This window comes from Herbidospora yilanensis (assembly GCF_001570565.1).
In the GTDB taxonomy this organism is placed as follows: Bacteria; Actinomycetota; Actinomycetes; order Streptosporangiales; family Streptosporangiaceae; genus Herbidospora; species Herbidospora yilanensis.
The window spans coordinates 44,017-58,597 of the sequence record NZ_BBXE01000050.1 but is presented as its reverse complement, the minus strand read 5'-3'; the positions used below and the strand labels follow the sequence as shown (position 1 = coordinate 58,597).

Here is a 14,581-nt window from a genome sequence, read left to right as displayed (position 1 = left end):
CCCCCGGCCCCCGCCGCATCCGGCGCCAGCCCCCGCTCCCGGCCCGCGCCATCACGAGACACCGTCACGGACCCCCGAAAGGGCCGGTCAAACCATGCCAAAGACCGTCCCAGCCCCGCGTCAAAGCACCCCGGCCTCCCGAAGACCGTTCAACGACGAGCTGACACCGCTGAACGAAGTCAGGTTTGACTCCCCTGGGCCCAGTCACGTGTCATTAACACCCGATACGGCACGATACGAAGAAGTAAGGCCATAGGAATTTCGGGTAAGGAGTTCGCGGTGACGGAGTCCCAGGAAACGCTGTCGAACCTGTTGCAGGAGAACCGCCGGTTCGAGCCGCCCGCGGAGCTCGCGGCGGCGGCGAACGTCACGGCGAGCGCCTACACGGAGGCCTCGGCCGACCGGCTGGCCTTCTGGGAGGCGGCCGCCGACCGGCTGACCTGGGCGGAGCGCTGGCACACCACGCTGGAGTGGGAGGCGCCGTTCGCGAAGTGGTTCGTCGGCGGCAAGCTGAACATCGCCTACAACTGCGTCGACCGGCACGTGGAGGCCGGGAACGGCGACAAGGTGGCCTTCTACTGGGAGGGCGAGCCCGAGGGCGACAACCGTGTCATCACCTATGCCGACCTGCAGAAGGAGGTCAGCAAGGCGGCCAACGCGCTGACCGAGCTCGGTGTCGGCAAGGGCGACCGGGTGGCGATCTACATGCCGATGATCCCGGAGCTGCCCGTCTCGCTGCTGGCCTGCGCGCGCATCGGCGCGATCCACTCGGTGGTGTTCGGCGGGTTCTCCGCCTCGGCGTTGAAGAGCCGCATCGACGACGCCGACGCGAAACTGGTGATCACCGCCGACGGCGGCTTCCGGCGGGGGGCGCCCAGCGCGCTCAAGCCCACCGTGGACGAGGCCGTGGCGCAGTGCCCGCAGATCGAGAAGGTGCTCGTCGTCCGCCGGACCGGCCAGGACGTGGACGTGACCGACAAGGACGTCTGGTGGCACGACGTGGTCGAGCGCCAGAGCGACCAGCACACCCCCGAGCCGCACGACGCGGAAGACCCGCTCTACATCCTCTACACGAGCGGCACCACCGGTAAGCCGAAGGGCATCCTGCACACCACGGGCGGCTACCTCACCCAGACGGCCTGGACCCACCACGCGGTCTTCGACCTCAAGCCCGACACCGACATCTACTGGTGCACCGCCGACATCGGCTGGGTGACGGGCCACAGCTACATCGTCTACGGCCCGCTGGCCAACGGCGCGACCAGCGTGATCTACGAGGGCACCCCCGACACCCCGCACCGCGGCCGGTTCTGGGAGATCGTGCAGAAGTACAAGGTCACGATCCTCTACACGGCGCCGACCGCCATCCGCACGTTCATGAAGTGGGGCGACGACATCCCCGCCAAGTTCGACATGTCGTCGCTGCGGGTGCTCGGCTCGGTCGGCGAGCCGATCAACCCGGAGGCCTACGTCTGGTATCGCGAGCACATCGGCGCGGGCCGGACCCCGGTCGTGGACACCTGGTGGCAGACCGAGACCGGCGCGATCATGATCAGCCCGCTGCCCGGGGTCACCGCCGGCAAGCCGGGCGCGGCCATGCAGCCGCTGCCGGGCATCGTCGCCGACGTGGTCGACGACCAGGGCAAGTCGGTGCCGAACGGCGGCGGCGGTTTCCTGGTCGTGCGTGAGCCGTGGCCGTCGATGTTGCGCGGCATCTGGGGCGACCCCGAGCGCTACAAGGACACCTACTGGTCGCGGTTCGACGGCTTCTACTTCCCCGGCGACGGCGCCAAGCGCGACGACGACGGCGACCTGTGGCTGCTGGGCCGGGTCGACGACGTCATGCTCGTCTCCGGTCACAACATCTCGACCACCGAGGTGGAGAGCGCCCTGGTCAGCCACCCGAAGGTGGCCGAGGCGGCCGTCGTGGGGGCGACCGACCCGGTGACCGGCCAGGCCATCGTGTCGTTCGTGATCCTGCGCGGGGGCGCCGAGGAGAGCGACGACATCGGCGCCGAGTTGCGTCAGCACGTCGCCAAGACCCTCGGCCCGATCGCCAAGCCGCGGCAGATCCTGGTCGTGCCGGAGCTGCCGAAGACCCGCTCGGGCAAGATCATGCGTCGCCTCCTGCGTGACGTGGCCGAGAACCGGTCGCTGGGCGACGTGACCACCCTCACCGACAGCTCGGTCATGAACCTGATCTCGGAGAAGCTTCCCACCGCCAAGAGCGAGGACTAATCAGTTATCCACAGCCGGGGCGGTTGTCCACAGGTGACGGCCCGCCCCGGCTGTGATCGTTCGGCGCTGGGTAAAGTGGGCCGAAGGTGTGCTGGGAAGTCTGGTCGGCGAATTCTGGGGGAATCGTCCGGGCAGTTCCCGATCACCTGAGGGGGAGCGACCGCGCCGTCCACTCCGCTACACGGCGCAGGTCGCCGAAGCTCCGCGGGGCGAGACGATCGGTGGCGTGATCATGCTGATCGCGACGGTCCTGGCGCTCCGGTCCATACGAATGGGCGGCCGACTCGTCGCCGGGGTGGAGCTGAAGGAGGAGTTCGTCCAGGGGAGCCGTCCCGCTTCCGCGACGCGATCCTGCCAGTCGTGGCCGGGATGGCTCTGATCTACGTGGGGGTGAGCTGGGGGAAAGTGCCGAACGCCACACGGGGGTGGGCGATTGCGACGGCGACCGTCCGTCTGGGTGTTGCCGCACGAGCCGGGCATCCATCCGACCGGCTCGCTCGGCGGGGTTCGCGGTGCCGGGGTTCCGCTCAATTTGAGCGCCCTCGGAGGCGTTTTCACCGACAGAATCGCTCTTGGCGTGCTTCTCAGGCTCGTCGTCGGGAAGTTCGTCGGTGTGTTCGGTGGGGTGTTCGGTGATGCGCGGCTTTCGGTACGACCCGGTTTCGCCCGGATCAGCGCAGATCTGGTCCGGCGTGACATCGCGGCCGCGTCGGTCCTCGCCGGGATCGGCTTCGCCGTCTCACCGCTCATCGGCGACCGCGCCCACCAGGGCAAGCGTCATCGCATCGTTGCCGGCCGCGGCGCTGCTCAGGATCCGCGTACGGACGAGGGCACGAGATGATATTTGACAGTCCGCAGAATAGGAGATCCCTGATGCGCGAGGACGAATCGCTCGGCGCTCTGGTCGCCGAGGCGAGCACCCACATTTCGACGCTGGTCAGAGCGGAGATCGAACTCGCCAAGAGCGAGCTCAAGTTCGACGCGAAGCGGGTGGGCATGGCGACCGGCCTGTTCGCCGCCGCCGCGTTCACGCTCCACCTGGTCCTGATCCTGGCCTCCTTCACGATCGCCTACGTCCTGCACGACGCCGTCGGCCTGTCGACCTGGTTGTCGTTCCTGATCGTCACCGTGTTCTACCTGGTGATGGCCGGGATCCTCGGCTTCGTCGGCTACCGCAGGCTCCAGGGCCTGGCCGGGTTCAAGCGCACCCGGCGCTCGCTCCAGAGCCTCAAGTCCACCGACGAGACACCGCACATCGAGCCGGTGACCACGACCACCGCGGGCGAGGTGGGCGCCCACCGCGCCACGATCGCGTCATGAAACAGGCCCCGGAGGAGAACCGGCTGGTCCGGGCCGAGGGCCCGTGGGAACACCGCTGGATCCACGCCGGGGGCACCCGCTTCCACGTCGTGGAGGCCGGTGAGGGCCCGCTCGTCCTGCTGCTGCACGGCTTCCCGCAGTTCTGGTGGACCTGGCGGCACCAGCTTGAGGCCCTGCCCGCGGCCGGCTACCGGGCGGTCGCGGTCGATCTCCGGGGGTACGGCGCCAGCGACAAGCCGCCCCGGGGATACGACCTGCCGACCCTGGCCGGCGACGCGGCCGGCCTGATCAGGGCCATGGGCGAGACCGGCGCGATCGTCGTCGGCCACGGCTGGGGCGGCTGGATGGGCTGGACGATGGCCGCCCGCGACGCCAAGTTCGTGCGCCGCCTGGTGGTCGTCTCCGCGCCCCACCCGCTGCGCCTGCGCACCGCCATGCTCACCGACCCCCGGCAACTCAGGGCGAGCCGCCACGCGTTCGGCTTCCAGGTGCCGCTGTGGCCCGAACACCGGCTGACCCGCAAGAACGCCGCCCGTGTCGGCCGGCTGCTCGACGCGTGGTCGGGGCCGGCCTGGCCCTCCGAGGAGCTCAACCCGGTCTACCAGGACGTGTTCCGCATCCCCGCGTCGGCCCATTGCGCCCTGGAATACCACCGGTGGTTCGCCCGTTCGCAGCTCCGCCCCGACGGCCGCCGCTACGCCCGCCAGATGCGCCGCGAGGTCGAGGCCCCGACGCTCCAGCTCCACGGCGCGCTCGACCCGTGCATGCTGCCACGCACCGCCCAGGGTTCGGGCCAGTACGTCGCCGCCCCCTACCGCTGGCGGCTGATCGAGGGCGCGGGCCACTTCCCCCACGAGGAACGCCCCGACGTCTTCACCGCCGAACTGACCTCGTGGCTGGCCGACCCCGAGCCCGACCGATGACCCGCGACCGCGACGCCGAGGGCCGGGCCCGCAACGCCCGCCCGCGAGACGCCTTCGGCCGTCCCCTCCCCCACGGCGCCGAGGGCGTGACCCGGGTCCCCGACGACTACGCCCCCACGGCCGCGCAGGCCATCGCCGACGGCGTCGAGATGTTGCGCCTCGGCCGCCCGTTCCACGCCCACGAGATCTTCGAGGGCCGCTGGAAGTCCTGCCCGCCGGAAGAACGGGAACTGTGGCAGGGCCTGGCCCAGATCTGCGTCGGACTGACCCACCTGCAGCGGGGCAACACGCGGGGCGCGGAGGCCCTGCTGGAACGGGGTGCCGGACGTCTGTCCCCGATCGAGGGCCGTCCCTGCGGGATCGACGCGGCTCTGGCCGCCCGAGCGCAATCGATCGACGACCTCCTGACCGCGCTGGGAGCCTAGGCGGCGACCTCGGCGGGTCCCGGGCGCAGCCCCGGGGCGAGGGCCAGGGTGACCGCGACGGACGCCACACCCATCACCGTCATCGCCAGGGCCGGGCTGCTGAACTGGGCCACCGCCCCCGCCACCGCCGCGCCCACCCCCTGCATGACCATCATCCCCGAGCCGTTCAGCCCCAGGGCGTGCCCGCTCAGCTCGTCGGGGGTGAGGGCCATCAGACGTTCCTGAAGGAGCAGGCTGGCGGCGTACCCGACGCTGGCGAGGGTCACCGCGGCGACCGCGACGCCGATCGGCGGGTCGGTGAAGAAGACCAGGTAGGGGACGGCCAGGAGGAGGCGCATCGGGGCGCCCAGCCGTTGCCGCCAGCCGGCCGGGACGAACCGCCCGACGAGGGTGTCGCCGATCAGCATGCCGAAGGCGGCGAACGCGAACAGCACGCCGGCCCTGCCGGGGTCGTACGAGACGAACAACGACTCGCACCCCACGATCAGCCCGTTCGGCACCCAGAGGGCCAGGAGGACATACCGCCGCGGCCTCGACGCCCAGAGCCGCGAGTTGCCCCGCCACGTCTGCGCCACCGACGGGCGCCCGGACGCGCGCGGAGGCCGTTTCGACAACCCGAGCAGCACGACCAGGGCGGCGACGAACTCCAGCACGGCGCTGATCAGCAGCGTCTGGACGGGCGTGAGCAGGGCGACCAGCAGCCCTCCGGTCGCGAACCCGGCGATCTGCGAGCCGCCGATGGCCATGTTGAGCACCGAGCGACCGAGCAGGAACCCGTCGCGGGTGAGGATCTCGTTCAGCAGCCCGTACCGCACCCCGCCGCCGACCGACGCGACCACGCCGACGACGACGAGGACGGCGAACCGCACCGCGATCGGCAGATCGGGAACGGCCTGCGCGGCCGCGCCGAGCCCGAAGACCACGGCCAGCCCCGAGAGCGCCATCCGGGGCGGCAGCCGGTCGGCGGCCGACATCAGCAGCGTCGCCCCGACCACCTGTGCGAGCAGCGGCCCGAACATGGCCAGCGCCGAGAGCAGCGGCGACCCGGTCGCCTCGAACACGAGCGTCCCGAGCGCGAGATTCCCGATCGTCGACGCCACCACCTGCAACGTGGACGTCGCGAACAGCGGCGCGAACTCCTTGGTGGCGAACAACTCCCGATAGGTACGCATGCGGAGCACATTCCATCCCCGCAGGTCAGACGCGGTAATGTTTCGCCCGGACGCGAAACCGTCGACGCGCGAGGCCCGCGGGGAGCAGTGGGGGTGTGCATGGGCTGGTGGCAGGTCGGCGCCGACACGCTGGCCGGGAGCAGGTTCGTGGTGTCGCCGCTCGCCGAGACCACCGCGTGCATGTTCGCCCTCGGCGGCGCGCACCCCGCTCACCCCGGTGAGCGGCTCTGGTTCGACCGGCACGCCGACCGCTTCAAGGCGCGCCTCGCCGCCGACCCTCTCGACGACCTGCTGATGCGCGCCGCGAACGGAGCCGAGTGGATCGCCGACTTCCTCGTCCCGGCCCCCGCCGGAACGGGCGAACCGACCTTCGCCGACGAGGTCGCCACCATCCGCGCCACCCCGCCCGACGTCGTCTACGCCGACCTGGAGGTCTCCCTCGGCAGGATGCTCCCCGGCCCGCTGCGCCGCGACGACCTGGCCGAACGGGCAGCGTCCGTACTGGAATGGGTGTGGGAGGAGGCGGTCGAACCCACCTGGGACCGGCGCAGGCGCATCCTGGAGGCCGACATCGTCGGCCGCATCGGCAGCCTCAGCATGGGCGGCTGGGAGGCGGCGCTCAACGACATGCGGCCGGGCATGCGCTGGCTGGGCGACAGCCGGTTGCAGATCAACACCACCAGCAACCCGCCGCGCGACCTCGCGACGGCGCGGCTCATGTTCGTGCCGGTCACGCCCCGGCATAGGTGGGTGGCCTGGGAGCATCCGCACCGATATGCGGTGATCTATCCGGCCGCGGGCGTCCTCACCGAGGTCCGCGAGGTCTCGGGGCCGCTCGGCCGTCTGCTGGGCAACGCCCGCGCGACCGTGCTCGTCCTGCTGGACACGCCCAAGAGCACGACCCAGCTCGTCGCGCTGACGGGCCAGGGGCTCGGTTCGGTGGGCCGGCACCTGAAGGTGCTGCTCGACGCGGGCCTGATCGAACGCCGCCGGGCGGGCAGGTCGGTCCTCTACTACCGGAGCCGCACCGGAGACGCCGTGGTGGCCTCGTCGGAGTGATCACGACCAGACCGGTTCGGCGCTCTCGAAGACGGTCCCGTCGGCGCCGAAGACCAGATACCGGTCGAAGTCGGCGGCGAACCACCGGTCGTGCGTCACCGCCAGCACCGTGCCGGTGAAGCCCGCCAATCCCTGTTGCAGGGCTTCCGCGCCGGCCAGGTCGAGGTTGTCGGTGGGCTCGTCGAGCAGCAGCAACGTCGCCCCTGACAACTCCAGCAGCAGGATCTGCAGCCGCGCCTGCTGCCCGCCCGACAGGGTCTCGAACACCTGGTTGGCGGCGGGGGCGAGTTCGTACCGCGCCAGTGCGGCCATCGCGTCGTTCAGAATGAGCGCGCCGGACGTCATGACCAGTTCGACGGGCCGGCGGCCGTGCAGGTCGGGCCGCGTGTGGGTCTGGACGAAGCGGCCGGGCCGCACCCGCGCCCCGAGCCGGACCGCCGGATGTGTCTGCCCGTACGCCGACTCGATGACCTGGAGGAACGACGACTTGCCCGACCCGTTGGAACCCAGCACGCACACCCGTTCGCCGAACCAGATCTCGGCGTCGAACGGTTTCGTCAACCCGGCCGGCTCCAGCCCTTCACAGGTGACGGCACGTTTCCCGGTCCGGCCGCCGCGCAGCCGGATGCGCACGTTCTGGGCCTTCGGCGGCCGTTCGGGCGGCCCGGCCTGCTCGAACCGGGCCAGCCGGGTGCGGGCGGCGCGGTAGGCCGACGAGAGGGCGTCGTTGTTGGCCGACGTCTGCCGCAGGGTGTGCACGAGCCGCCGGAGCCTGGCGTGCTCCTCGTCCCAGCGGCGGCGGCGTTCCTCCAGCCGGTCGATGCGGTCGGCGCGGGCGGCGGCGTAGGTGGCGAAGCCGCCGCCGTGGATCCAGACGCCGCGGTCCTCCACGGTGACGATGCGGTCGGCCACGTTCGCGAGGAGCTGCCGGTCGTGGGAGACCAGCAGGACCGTCTTCCCGGTGGCGGCGAGGCGGCCCTCCAGCCATTCTTTGCCGGCGACGTCGAGGTAGTTGTCGGGCTCGTCGAGCAGCAGCACCTCGTCGGGACCACGCAGCAGGGCCTCCAGGACGAGTCGTTTCTGCTCCCCTCCCGACAGGGTCGTGACCGGACGCTCGCGGACCGCGTCGAAGGACAGACCCATCGACGCGGTCGCGCACACGTCCCAGACGGTCTCCATGGCGTAGCCGCCGGCGTCGGCGTAGTCGGAGACGGCCTGCGCGTAGCCGAGCTGGTTCGCCTCGTCGTCGAGGGCGGCGAGGGCCGCCTCGGCCGCCGACATCGCCGCCGCCGCGGCCCTGACGTGCGGGGGCGCGACCGACAGCAGCAGGTCGTGGACGGTGCTCCGGTCGCGGATGCTGCCGACGAACTGCCGCATGACGCCGAGCCCGCCGGTCTGCGCCACCCGGCCGTCGTCGGGCCGCAGGTCACCGGAGATGAGCCTCAGCAGGGTCGTCTTGCCCGCGCCGTTCGGCCCGACCAGGCCGGCCTTCACACCCTCGCCCACCCGGAACGACACGTCGTCGAGCAGCGGACGCCCGTCGGGCAGCAGGTAACTCAGATGTTCGACTTCGACATGTCCCGGCATCTCGCCTCCACCGGATCGTTGTTCGAGTGACCAGACCAACGATCCGGTACTCGAACGTCATACTAGACTCGGCCGGGTGAATGCGAGAACCGGCGGGGTGTGGCTGAGGACGTCCGGCCGCGAAGAACGGGGCGGCCCCCCGCTCAGCAGGCAGCGGATCGTCGACGAGGCCGTGGCCCTGCTCGACGCCGAAGGCGCCGACCGGCTGACCATGCGGCGGCTGGCCGAGCGGCTCGGCACCGGGTCGACCACCCTCTACTGGCACGTGAAGACCAAAGACGACGTCCTCGACCTCGCGCTCGACGCGATCTTCGCGGCCGTCCCGATCCCCGAAGATGAGCGGTGGCGGGCGGGCGTCACCCGGCTGATCGGCGACTGGCGGGCCACCCTGCTGCGGCACCCCTGGTCGGCCGCGCTACTGGGCCGCCCGATGCTGGGGCCGAACGTGCTGGCCAGAAGCGATTACCTGTACGGCACCCTGGTCGCGGCCGGAGTGGTCGAGCCCCACCTCACGGCCGCCGCGTTCGGTCTCTCCAACTTCGTCATCGGCTCCGCGCTCATGCAGGCGACCTGGCTCGTCAACGCCGACGCCGAGACCCGCGACGCCGCCAGGCAACACATGGACCACCAGCGGGACCACTATCCGGCCCTCGCCGCGCACGGCCCGCTGACCGTGGCCGACGACTGGGACGCGAGCTTCGAGTACGGCCTGAACTGGCTGCTCGACGGTGTCGAGGCGACCATCGCGACCGGTTAGTCGCACTCCTGGGTGTCGACCCGGGCGATGGCCGCGCTGCCGTCTTCGGCGTCGGTGCGGACCTCTTCGGCCGTCAGCGCGTAGCCGGTGTCCTTCTGGTCGGTGGCGGCGGCGAAGATGACCCCGAAGACCCGCCCGTCGGGAGCGAGCAGCGGCCCGCCCGAGTTGCCCGGCTGCACCTCGCCGCGGATCGCGTAGACCTCGCGGTCGACGGTGTGGCGGTTGTAGATGTCGTAGGACTCGGCGGGCTGCTTCACCCGGATGCGGGCCGGCTTGATGGTGAAGCCGTGGCCCTTCGGGTAGCCCGCGATGATGGCGTCGTCTTTCGACTCGGCGGCCATGTCGAACTTCAGCGGGTTGACGTCGAGCGACTCGACGTAGAGGACCGCGATGTCGCGGTCGGGGTTGTAGAGCACGACCCTGGCGTCGTGGCTGGCGCCCCGGTAGTCGGTCACCCGCAGGTCCTGCGACACGCCGGCCACGACGTGGGCGTTGGTCATGATGCGGTGGGGGGCGTAGGCGAAGCCGGTGCCCTCGATGCGCTTGCGGCACGTCGGCGCGGTGCCCTGCACCTTCACGATCGCGCGGCGCGCCCGCGCGAGTTGCGGGTCGTTGATGATGCTCTCGTCGGGGGCGGGGACGTCGACGAACTGCGCGCCGCCGATCGCGGTGAACACCTCGGGCCACGGCGAGGCGTCGACGAACTCGCGGAAGCCGCGTGTCAGGTCGCGGGCCGCCTCGGGCATCGCCTGGTCCATCGTCTTCAGCAGCAGGGAGTCGTTCACCTGCTGCTTGGGCAGCGGGAAGTTCATCGAGATGATGAGCGACCCGATCAGCCAGGCGAACACCAGCACCGACAGGCCGCTCGCGAGGGAGCCGCCGAAGGCGTCGATGACGCGGGCCGGTTCCCAGGTGACGTGGGAGCGCACGACGGCGCCGATCGTCGACGAGGCGAACTGGCCGACCGTCGCGGCGAGGAACACGATGACGATGGCGAGCAGGGCCCGCTCGGTCTCACCGTTGACCAGGGCTCCGGCGATCGGCGGCGCGATGAACATCCCGACCAGCGCGCCTCCGGCGAAACCCACGAAGCTGAACGCGCCGATGATGAAACCCTGGCGATACCCCGACACCGCGAAGGCCAGAATCAGGCCGATCAGGATGAGGTCGAGCAGATCGCCTTGCACGCCTGTATTCCACCTCTATCGACACCGGGCCCGGCCACCACCCTTAACCGTATCCAGCCACGCGCGGTCTCGTGCACGGGTTCTTCGCAGTCCACTCGATATCGTGACGCCATGGGGGGACCTGTTGAGGAACTGATCCAGACCGCGCTGGCCGATGGAGACCCGGACGGCCCGACCCGCTGGGACGCCATCGCCGCCTTGCAGGAACGCGGTGACCTGGAGACATTCACCGCCGCGCGGCGACTGTGCGCGGCCGACACGGCCACGGAGAGAGTTCTCGGAGTCGACATTCTCGGTGAACTCGGGCGTGACCGGCCGTTCGCCGACAAGACCTTGCCGGTGCTGCGTTTCCTGGCCGCGAGCGAGACCGAACCTCGTGTGCTCTACTCGGTGCTCATCGCCTTCGGTCATCTGCGTGACCCTCGGGCGCTGCCCTCGGTGATCGAGCTCGCGTCCCATCCGGAGGCGACGGTCCGCTACGGCGCCGCGTACGCCCTGCCCAACGTCATCGGCCGCCCCGCCGACCCGGCGGGTGTCGCCGCGCTGCGCCGCCTGGCGGCCGACGGCGACGACGACGTGGCCGATTGGGCGACGCTGGGGCTGGCGCTAACGGGAGGCGAGGTTCACGACGTCAGGGGGCAGGTCCTCGATCCGTGACCGGTCCCACGGGACCTCGAAGCCGCAGGTGGCGAGCATGCCGTCGAGCACTCCGGCGGTGAAGCCCCAGACCAGCAGGCCGCGCACGCGGAACGCGGGCCCGAGGAACCCGCTCGGGTGACGCAGCTTGAACCGGTTGGCGGGGTCGACGAGTTCGGCGACGGGGACACGTTCGACCGACTCGACCTCGTCGGGTGAGGCGGCGTGCACGGCACAGGGGGTGTGCCACCAGCCGATGACCGGGGTGACGCGGTTGTCGCTGTGCGACAGGTAGAGCTCGGGCATGGTGCCGAGCACCTTGACGCCCTCGGGGTCGAGGCCGGTCTCCTCGGCGGCCTCGCGGAGGGCCGCGCCCACCGGGCCGTCGTCGCCGGGGTCGACCCCGCCGCCCGGGAAGGCGGGCTGACCGGCGTGGTTGCGTCCGGTGGAACTGCGCTGGATGAGCAGGATGTCGGGCCCGGCCGGGCCGTCGCCGAACAACAACAGGACGGCGGCCCTCCGGCCGCCCTTCCGGGGTGGGCGCATGGCCATGGGGACCGGGGTTCGACCGGCCTTCTCGGCGGCTTCGGTGATCCAGGCCGGTACGTCGGTCATGGACACTGCAACCGCCGGCCCCCCGCGAAGCTTCCCGTCACGAGAACGGCCCCGAACGCACCAGCTTGGCGGCCACCTCGGGGTCGGTCGGGCCGGTGCCGTACGAAGGGCAGAGCGCCGCCAGCGGGCAGGCCCCGCAGGCCGGTTTGCGGGCGATGCAGATCCGGCGGCCGTGCCAGATGACGCGGTGGGAGAAGACCGTCCACTCCTTCTTCGGGATGAGCTGCCCGATCTCGTGCTCGATCTTGACCGGGTCGGGCTCGTCGTCGATCCACCCGAACCGCTTCACCAGTCGCTGGAAGTGGGTGTCGACGGTCAGCCCCGGCACGCCGAACGCGTTCCCGAGCACGACGTTGGCGGTCTTGCGCCCGACGCCGGGCAGGGTGACGAGCTCGGCCATCTTTCGCGGCACCTCGCCGCCGAACCGGTCTCTGATCGCGACCGACAGGCCGATGACCGACCTGGTCTTGGCCCGGAAGAACCCGGTCGGCCGCAGGATCGACTCCATGTCGTCGGGGTCGGCGACGGCCATGTCGTCGGGCGTCGGATATTTGGCGAACAGCGCCGGGGTGGTCAGGTTGACCCGCACGTCGGTCGTCTGTGCCGACAGGACAGTCGCCACGAGCAACTGGAAGGCGTCGGCGAAGTTGAGCTCGCAGTGGGCGTCGGGATAGGTCTCGGCCAGGACGCGGTTCATCTTCCGGGCCCGCCGCACCAGCCCCAGCCTGGTCTCAGTCGCCATGGCCCAAGCGTAGGGGCGACGGTCGCGCAAGCAATTACTTACCCCGCTACTCGAAAACGGTTGAAATGTTATCTATTGGCCTGATTATGAGAGTTTCCAGAGAGACCTCTGATCCCCGAGAGAGGAACGATGCAGAAGTTGACAGGAGCCCTCGTGCTCGTCGCAGGCCTCATGGCCGTCCCGACCGCGGCGCACGCGGCACCCATAACCAAGGGTCCGTGCTGGGCCGGGTCGTGGACGGTCACGCGGGCCACCGCGGAAGTCGTCGGCAAGAAGCACAACTACTTCGTGGAGGGCGGCGCCGGCATCAAGGCGACGTTCACCCCGTCCGGCAAGCGGGTCGTCGCCGACTACGACTTCGGCGGCTCGACCTCCCTGACCGGCGGCGCCACTCTCACCATGAGCGGCGCCGAGACCTTCACCTACACCTTCGGCGGGTATGGCGCGCATACCCAGGGCAAGGTCGCCCTCAAGCCGCGCACGGGCAGGAGCGGCGCCACGTTGGAGCGCTCCGGTGGCGGCGGGAAGGACTTCTCCGGCCTGCTCCGCCTCGCCGTCGGCCGCAACGAGGACCTCGGGGCGATCCCCCGTAAGGGCACCTACACCTGTGTCCCCGACAAGTCGATGCGCATCCACACGCACGGCAAGTCGGGCCGCACGCTCGTCACGATCGATTGGGAGCTCACCCGCTCCTGACCGGTGAAACGCCTCTCGCGGCCCGCACCGCGTGAGGTCACCGGAGCCCCTGCACGAGATGCCCGATCACGTCCCGGGCGTCGTCTTCGATCCCGCAGATGAAGGTCGACCCCCGCCGCCGCAACACCGGCAGGCCGAGGGCGTAGAGGCCGTCACCGACCACACCCCCGTCGTGGACCAGCACCCCCTTCGCGTCGACGACCGGCACGTCCAGCCACGAGTAGTCCGGACGGAAGCCGGTGGCCCAGACGATCGAACCGATCTCCCCTGACCGCAGGTCGAGCCGCCAACGGGCCGATTCCGGTACGCGAGTGGGCTCGTGCCGTTCCCCCGGAGCGGTTCCGGCCCACTCGTCGAAGGTGTCGAGCAGCCGGTTCAGTTTGAGGTCGGCCAGCGCCGCCACGTTGCGCAGCCCGCCGGAGAAAAGGGCCGCGCCGTCGCGGATGGCGGACAACCTGCCGACCAGCTCCACCCCCATCGAGGTCAGCGTGTTCAGGTCGAGCGTCGACCCGGCGACGAGCTGGGGCGACGGCAGCCGCCGCGCCCGGGTCAGATCGTCGAGCTCGTCGTAGCGCTGAGCCCAGACACCCGCGTGGTGCATCCACCAGAGCACGTCCCGGCCCCGGTAGACCCGGGGCAGCCGCACGTGTTCCCCCACCGAGAGCACGACCGGCCGGCCCGACCGCTGGATCTCCGCCGCGAGTTGCACGCCCGTCGCCGACGCGCCCACGACGAGCACGCCGCCGTCCGGCAACCGGGAGGGGTTCCGGTAGTCGAACGGGGTGACCTGCTCGACGCCCGGGGGCACGTCGAACGCCGGCACGACCGGGCGGTTGCACGCGCCGCTCGCGATGACGACGGTGCGGGCGTGGACGGGGCCCTCGCTCGTCGTGAGCGTGTAGCCCTCGGGTGAGCGCCGCACCGATGCGACGTTCACACCGGTGCGGACCGGGACGTCCTTCGCGGACCGTTCCAGGAGGTCGACGACCTCGCTCATGTCGGCGTAGCCGTCGGGGTCGGGGCCTTCGTAGGCGGCGCCGGGGAGGCGGTTCAGCCAGTTGGGGGTCAGCAGGCGCAGCGAGTCCCACCGTTCGTGACGCCACGAGTTGGCGACCTCGCCGCGCTCCAGCACCACGTGGTCGACCGAGGCGGCGGTCAGGAGATGGCTGGCCGCGAGGCCGGCGTGACCTGCCCCGATGACGGCCGTGGTGACGTACACGACGG

General features: G+C 70.8%; 16 protein-coding genes. 10 read left to right on the top strand and 6 right to left on the bottom strand.

The features are described 5' to 3' along the window. The first annotated feature begins 279 nt into the window (after positions 1-279). The 6 genes from acs to AW273_RS34455 all read left to right on the top strand — a co-directional run bounded on the left by acs (position 280) and on the right by AW273_RS34455 (position 4,906). Entirely contained in the window at positions 280-2,238 is a 1,959-nt protein-coding gene (acs, locus tag AW273_RS34475; RefSeq protein WP_062357667.1) for an acetate--CoA ligase, read from the top strand. A gap of 226 nt (positions 2,239-2,464) precedes the next feature. After that, positions 2,465-2,617, top strand: coding sequence for a hypothetical protein (locus tag AW273_RS37665; protein ID WP_157556452.1), 153 nt, complete (start codon positions 2,465-2,467; stop codon positions 2,615-2,617). A 78-nt stretch (positions 2,618-2,695) separates the two neighbouring features. Further along, entirely contained in the window at positions 2,696-3,079 is a 384-nt protein-coding gene (locus tag AW273_RS34470; protein WP_062357665.1) for a Na+/H+ antiporter NhaA, read from the top strand. A gap of 32 nt (positions 3,080-3,111) precedes the next feature. Continuing rightward, complete coding sequence (locus AW273_RS34465) at positions 3,112-3,558, top strand: phage holin family protein (protein ID WP_062357663.1); 447 nt, start codon at positions 3,112-3,114, stop codon at positions 3,556-3,558. After that, positions 3,555-4,481: an alpha/beta fold hydrolase gene (locus tag AW273_RS34460; RefSeq protein WP_062357661.1), complete on the top strand. Its 927-nt coding sequence runs from the start codon at positions 3,555-3,557 to the stop codon at positions 4,479-4,481. The genes AW273_RS34465 and AW273_RS34460 overlap by 4 nt, the downstream gene beginning before the upstream one ends. After that, on the top strand, positions 4,478-4,906 hold the full coding sequence (locus AW273_RS34455) for a DUF309 domain-containing protein (RefSeq protein ID WP_062357659.1): 429 nt from the start codon (positions 4,478-4,480) through the stop codon (positions 4,904-4,906). Before AW273_RS34460 ends, AW273_RS34455 begins: the two co-directional genes overlap by 4 nt. Here the strand turns inward: AW273_RS34455 and AW273_RS34450 are convergent. Continuing rightward, a complete protein-coding gene (locus tag AW273_RS34450) occupies positions 4,903-6,078 on the bottom strand; it encodes an MFS transporter (RefSeq protein ID WP_062357657.1) in 1,176 nt (391 codons plus the stop codon). The two genes, AW273_RS34455 and AW273_RS34450, sit on opposite strands and share 4 nt — an antisense overlap. A 99-nt stretch (positions 6,079-6,177) precedes the next feature. On the opposite strand from AW273_RS34450, the gene AW273_RS34445 reads away from it, so the two are divergent. Then, entirely contained in the window at positions 6,178-7,137 is a 960-nt protein-coding gene (locus AW273_RS34445) for an ArsR/SmtB family transcription factor (protein WP_062357655.1), read from the top strand. On the opposite strand, the gene AW273_RS34440 is transcribed toward AW273_RS34445, so the two are convergent. Then, on the bottom strand, positions 7,138-8,724 hold the full coding sequence (locus AW273_RS34440; RefSeq protein ID WP_062357653.1) for an ATP-binding cassette domain-containing protein: 1,587 nt from the start codon (positions 8,722-8,724) through the stop codon (positions 7,138-7,140). A 76-nt stretch (positions 8,725-8,800) separates the two neighbouring features. On the opposite strand from AW273_RS34440, the gene AW273_RS34435 reads away from it, so the two are divergent. Beyond that, a complete protein-coding gene (locus AW273_RS34435; protein ID WP_062357650.1) occupies positions 8,801-9,481 on the top strand; it encodes a TetR/AcrR family transcriptional regulator in 681 nt (226 codons plus the stop codon). Here AW273_RS34435 and AW273_RS34430 read toward each other — a convergent pair. Beyond that, positions 9,478-10,668 carry a MarP family serine protease gene (locus AW273_RS34430; RefSeq protein WP_232327736.1) on the bottom strand — a complete coding sequence of 397 codons (1,191 nt, stop codon included), beginning with the start codon at positions 10,666-10,668 and terminating at the stop codon, positions 9,478-9,480. The two genes, AW273_RS34435 and AW273_RS34430, sit on opposite strands and share 4 nt — an antisense overlap. Positions 10,669-10,779: 111 nt before the next feature. Here AW273_RS34430 and AW273_RS34425 point away from each other — a divergent pair, with 111 nt between their 5' ends. Then, positions 10,780-11,325 (top strand): HEAT repeat domain-containing protein, encoded by a 546-nt coding sequence (locus AW273_RS34425; protein WP_062357648.1) that lies wholly within the window; start codon positions 10,780-10,782, stop codon positions 11,323-11,325. Here the strand turns inward: AW273_RS34425 and AW273_RS34420 are convergent. Then, positions 11,275-11,919 carry an NUDIX hydrolase gene (locus AW273_RS34420; protein ID WP_062357646.1) on the bottom strand — a complete coding sequence of 215 codons (645 nt, stop codon included), beginning with the start codon at positions 11,917-11,919 and terminating at the stop codon, positions 11,275-11,277. The two genes, AW273_RS34425 and AW273_RS34420, sit on opposite strands and share 51 nt — an antisense overlap. A gap of 37 nt (positions 11,920-11,956) precedes the next feature. Then, positions 11,957-12,661: an endonuclease III gene (gene nth, locus AW273_RS34415; protein WP_062357644.1), complete on the bottom strand. Its 705-nt coding sequence runs from the start codon at positions 12,659-12,661 to the stop codon at positions 11,957-11,959. Between the two features lie 153 nt (positions 12,662-12,814). On the opposite strand from nth, the gene AW273_RS34410 reads away from it, so the two are divergent. Further along, complete coding sequence (locus AW273_RS34410; protein WP_062357642.1) at positions 12,815-13,357, top strand: hypothetical protein; 543 nt, start codon at positions 12,815-12,817, stop codon at positions 13,355-13,357. A 37-nt stretch (positions 13,358-13,394) separates the two neighbouring features. On the opposite strand, the gene AW273_RS34405 is transcribed toward AW273_RS34410, so the two are convergent. Beyond that, positions 13,395-14,576, bottom strand: coding sequence for an NAD(P)-binding domain-containing protein (locus AW273_RS34405; protein WP_232327735.1), 1,182 nt, complete (start codon positions 14,574-14,576; stop codon positions 13,395-13,397). Positions 14,577-14,581 lie beyond the last annotated feature (5 nt).